This window comes from Lentzea aerocolonigenes, assembly GCF_000955955.1.
Classification (GTDB): domain Bacteria; phylum Actinomycetota; class Actinomycetes; order Mycobacteriales; family Pseudonocardiaceae; genus Lentzea; species Lentzea aerocolonigenes_A.
Map to the genome: position 1 here is coordinate 1 of NZ_JYJG01000243.1, position 3,954 is coordinate 3,954.

Annotated in this window: 5 protein-coding genes; 2 read left to right on the forward strand and 3 right to left on the reverse strand. The window is 69.7% G+C overall.

The genetic code is table 11. The features are described from left to right. Nucleotides 1–598 (reverse strand): RICIN domain-containing protein (locus UK23_RS28945; RefSeq protein ID WP_196777935.1); only part of this gene is annotated, 598 nt, incomplete at its 3' end. A gap of 106 nt (nt 599–704) precedes the next feature. On the opposite strand from UK23_RS28945, the gene UK23_RS28950 reads away from it, so the two are divergent. Both UK23_RS28950 and UK23_RS28955 read left to right on the forward strand, forming a co-directional pair. Further along, nucleotides 705–1,205: an ArsR/SmtB family transcription factor gene (locus UK23_RS28950; RefSeq protein ID WP_196777936.1), complete on the forward strand. Its 501-nt coding sequence runs from the start codon at nt 705–707 to the stop codon at nt 1,203–1,205. Continuing rightward, entirely contained in the window at nt 1,195–1,773 is a 579-nt protein-coding gene (locus UK23_RS28955; RefSeq protein ID WP_045314834.1) for an SRPBCC family protein, read from the forward strand. Before UK23_RS28950 ends, UK23_RS28955 begins: the two co-directional genes overlap by 11 nt. On the opposite strand, the gene UK23_RS28960 is transcribed toward UK23_RS28955, so the two are convergent. Both UK23_RS28960 and UK23_RS28965 read right to left on the reverse strand, forming a co-directional pair. Continuing rightward, nucleotides 1,756–2,958: an FAD-binding protein gene (locus UK23_RS28960; RefSeq protein ID WP_045314835.1), complete on the reverse strand. Its 1,203-nt coding sequence runs from the start codon at nt 2,956–2,958 to the stop codon at nt 1,756–1,758. The genes UK23_RS28955 and UK23_RS28960 overlap by 18 nt on opposite strands. Next, a partial coding sequence (locus UK23_RS28965) for an ATP-binding cassette domain-containing protein (RefSeq protein ID WP_045314836.1) occupies nt 2,955–3,954 on the reverse strand: 1,000 nt, incomplete at its 5' end. The genes UK23_RS28960 and UK23_RS28965, both read right to left, overlap by 4 nt.

Consider the following 3,954-nt stretch of genomic DNA (forward strand, 5'->3'; position numbering starts at 1 on the left):
CTTCCTGCTGCCGGAAGACGTCGTTGAGGCGCGCCTGGATCGTGCTCGCGGACATCGACGGGTCGAAGATCAGCACGTTCGGGCCGAAGTCCGGCTGGCCGGGGTCGGGCGGGGTGGTGCCGGTGCTGAGCTTGTAGGACTGGGCGTTGGTGCCGTTGCAGGTGTACTGCACCAACTGGACGTCACCGGTCGAGGCGCCGGGCACGTCGAGGCACTTGTTGCTGTGCCGGCTGACGAACCGGTAGGTGTCGGTGCCGACCTGTTCGGGGCGCCACTGTTGGTTGTTGGCGTTGAAGTTCTGCCACATGTGGATCGCGGCGTTGTCCTCGGCGGACACGTTCGAGACGTCCCAGACCTGGCCCTGGCCGACCGTGAAGTAGCCGTCGCTCGTGGGCGTGAAGGTCCAGGTCTGCCCGGAGCATCCTTGTTGGCGGAGTTGTGCGCCGTTCGCCGATCCGAGCGACTCCACGCACTTTCCGCTGCCGACGTTCGTCACCTGATAAGCGGTTCCGGGCACTACGTCGGCCTGGGCCGCGACCGTCCACACAGGAACGATCGCCGCTGCTGCCAACGCTGCCACCAGCAGGGGGGTTCTCACGGGTCACAGGGTGGGGGTGGTTTGTTGCAACCGTCAACGAACCTAACTGTTTCCGGTCGAGTTCCGGTATTGACAAATGAATTTGTCAAATGAGACTGTGCTAGATGTGGAGCTCTCCCCGTTGCGCAGATCGCTGCTGGAGCTGCTGAAGTCGCCCGCGTCGGCGACCCAGCTCGCGGCGGCCCTCGACCTGCCGCGGCAACGGGTCAACTACCACGTGCGGGCGCTGGAGCAGGCCGGTCTCGTCGAGCTGGTCGAGGAGCGGCAACGGCGTGGCTGCGTCGAACGCGTGCTGCGCGCCCGGCCCGGCCGCGAGATCGCCGCCGACGTCCAGGACCAGTTCGCCGCAACGCATCTGGTGTCGGTGGCTGAGGACACGGCTCGCGAGGTCGAGCGGATGTCGTCGGCTGCCGCCGACGCGGGAAAGCGCTTGCTCACGTTCACCGTGGAGACGACGGTCCGCTTCGGCGCGCCCGGTGCCGTCCACGAGTTCACCAGCGACCTAGCCGAAGCGGTGCGGCAGATCGCGTTGAGGTACGACACCGAGTCAGGCCGCCCGTACCGGGTGGTCGCGTTGGGCCACCCAGGAGTTTCCGATGAGCGATGAGCGCGTTCGCGTCGAGGTCACCGTGGCCGCGCCGGTCGACGAGGTGTGGCAGTCCTTCCGCGACAAGCAGAAGATCCTGCACTGGCACGGCTGGGAGTACGAGGGCCTGGAGCAGGAGATCGACGGCACCTTCTTCGAGGACGCGGAGGAGACGGGCGAGCGGTCGCTGACCCTGCACGGGCACGACACGTTCACGTTGACGCCGGTCCCGGAAGGCACGCGGGTGGTGCTGACTCGTGCGCCGAAGGGCACTTTGCCCGAGTGGGACGAGTACTACGACGACATCACCGAGGGCTGGATCACGTTCCTGCACCAGCTGAAGTTCGCGCACGAGTACCACCCCGGGGCGGTGCGCCGCACGTTGTTCTGGCCGTCCGAGGTGTCGCTGGGCGTCACGGGCAAGCCGTTCTTCGAGTCGGCGAACCAGAGCGGGTACGTGATCGAGGAGTGGGGACCGGGTCTGCTGGTCACCTGCCAGAAGATGACCGTGGTGACGACCTACGGGTTCTCGGACGACGAGCTGGAGACGTTGCGCCAGAAGGGTGAGGAGTCAGCTGGTGGCCGCTGACCCGAAGTAGCGGGTCAGGAAGTCGTTGCGGAACACGCCTTTCGGATCGTGCTCGTTGATCAGCGCCTTGAACGCGTCCCACTGCGGGTAGCGCGCCGCCAGCAGCATCGGCGGCACGGTGAAGAGCTTGCCCCAGTGCGGACGTGGCGCGATCGCCTCCTCCAGCCGGGGTAGCAGGGCGAGCACGGCGGGCGTGTTCGGCACCCAGGTGAAGTGGATGGCGAGGCTGTCGCGGTCGACCGCCGGGCTGAGCCACTGGGGTTCGGCGTCGATCGTGCGGATCTCGCACGCCTGCACCAGCGGCGAGATGACGGTGGACATCTCGGCCAGCGCGCGCAGGGCCGTGACCGCGCGGGTGCGGGGGACGAAGTACTCGGTCTGCAGCTCCTGGCCGACGGACGGGGTGAACTCGGCCTTGAAGTGGGGCAGCCGTTCGTGCCACGGGCCCGGGACGCCGCCCTGGACCGTGCAGCGCGAGGCGGGCTGGCCGGGGACCGGGTGGCGCGGGCCGTCGGCGGGGTGGCCGGGGAAGGTGAACGGCTGGTCGCCGACGCGGTGCTTGGCCCAGATCGTGGCACCGCCCTGCCAGTCGACGAACGCGCTCACGCTGTAGGCGCCGTCGAAGATCTGTTCCAGTGAGCCGAGCAGCGTGGTCCAGGCGACGTCCTCGTAGACGGTCTGCGCGATCTCGAAAGTCGGCACGACGTCGAGCGTCACGGCCGTGACCACGCCCAGGCCGCCCATCGACACCGCGGCGCCCGCCGAGGTCAGTTCGACGACCGAGCCGTCTCCGCGCATGACCTCGACCGACCGCACCGCGCCTGCCAGCGACCGGGCGCCCGAGCCGTGGGTGGCCGTGGCGATCGCGCCCGCGATGGTGATGTGCGGCAGCGACGGCAGCGTGTGCAGGGCGAGGCCCGCGGACTCCAGCAGCACCGACAGGTCGGCCAGGGTCACACCGGCGTTCACCCGGACCGTGTGGCCGGAGACCTCGAAGACCTGGGGCATCGCGGACAGGGACACCAGGGTGCCCGTCGTGTCGGCGATCGGGCTGAACGAGTGGCCGGAGCCCGTCACGTGCACCGCGGCCGCACCGCGGACCACCGCCCGCAGGTCGTCGGCCGTCACCGGCGTCGCGACCTCGGCCGCGGTGAACGTGACGTTGCCCGCCCAGTTGGTCCTCATACGGACACGGTAAGCGCCGAGGCGAGCAATCGTTGCGTGTAAGGGTCCTGCGGCGCGGCGAACACCGAGGCGCCCTCCTCGACGACCCGGCCCCGGTGCAGCACGGCGGCCCGGTCGGCGAGGTGCTGCACCACGGCCAGGTCGTGGCTGATGAACAGGCACGCGAACCGCAGGTCGCGCTGCAGCGAGCGGAACAGGTCCAGCACGCGGGCCTGCACCGTCACGTCCAGCGCGGACGTCGGCTCGTCGGCGATCAGCAGGTCAGGGCCGAGCGCGATGGCCCTGGCGATCCCGACGCGCTGGCGCTGGCCACCGGACAGCTCGTGAGGATAGCGGTCGCGCAACGACGGTGAGAGCTGCACGGCGTCCAGCAGGGAGTCGACCTTCGCGGCCAGCTCCTTGCCGCGCGACGACGTGTGCAGCACCAGCGGCTGGGCGATCGAGCGGGCGATGGTGGCACGGGGGTTCAGCGACGACTGCGGGTCCTGGAACACCAGCCCGATCCGGCCGCGGTCGGCCCTGCGCAGCGCCGAGACCTCCTTGCCCGCCACGGTGAGCTGCCCGGTGTAGCCCACCAGGCCGGTGATCGCGCCGGCGATCGACGACTTGCCGGAGCCCGACTCGCCGACGAGCCCGAGCACCTCACCGCGCCCGATCTCCAGCGACACCTCCGAGACCGCGCGGAACTTCCCGTACGACACCGAGACATCAGCCAGGCGCAGCACCGGTTCCGCGGCGGGGCGGGCGGGCAGCACGCGGGAGTCCAGCGACACCACCGAGTCCAGCAGCGTCTTCGTGTACTCCTCGCGCGGCGTGGTGAAGACGTCCCGTACGGCACCGGTCTCCACGACCCGGCCGGCGTTCATCACGACGACGCGGTCCGCGAGCCCGGCGACCACGCCCATGTCGTGCGTGATCAGCAGAACGGCGACGCCGAGCCGGTCGCGCAGGTCCCGCAGCAGACCGAGGATCTCGGCCTGCACCGTCACGTCCAGC